Annotated in this window: 1 pseudogene; it reads left to right on the forward strand. The window is 60.7% G+C overall.

Features of this window, described 5'->3' with window-relative positions:
- Positions 1 to 499: pseudogene (locus J5M56_RS24540) on the forward strand (hypothetical protein); the annotation flags it as partial.

Genomic DNA, 499 nt, shown 5'->3' on the forward strand with positions numbered 1-499 from the left:
CGCGTCCGCTGTCGCCGCAGCAATATCTGTACTTCACCGAAACCAACACCGACCGCATCCTCGATAACCTCGACGGCCTGCGCGATTCGGTGTTCCCGCGCCCGGCGCATCAGGAAGGCGACAACGAGCAGCACAACGCTCAGGAATTTCCCTCGGTGTGCCTGATCGGCCTCGGTCGCTGCGGCTCCAACATCGCCCTCGACGTGGCGGAGCTGGTGTACAACGCGCGCAAGTTCTACCTCAACGAATTCAACAACGAAGATCGCCCGACCGACCGGCGTCTGGCCGACAAGGGCTACAGCCCGGCGCAGTGGATCAAGAACAATCTGCGCATCGGCACCAGCAAATCGACCAAACCGGTGTTTCTGGTCGAACCGCTGGTGATGCTCGGCGACCTCGACAAGGACATCGCCGGGCGCATCCGTTTCTCGCGCAAGGGCGAGAAAAGCGGCTTCCTGCGCGACTACAGCAAAATGAAGATCATGGACTTGTCCGAAGT

The organism is Pseudomonas sp. 51_B, assembly GCF_017491595.1.
Taxonomy (GTDB): Bacteria; Pseudomonadota; Gammaproteobacteria; order Pseudomonadales; family Pseudomonadaceae; genus Aquipseudomonas; species Aquipseudomonas promysalinigenes.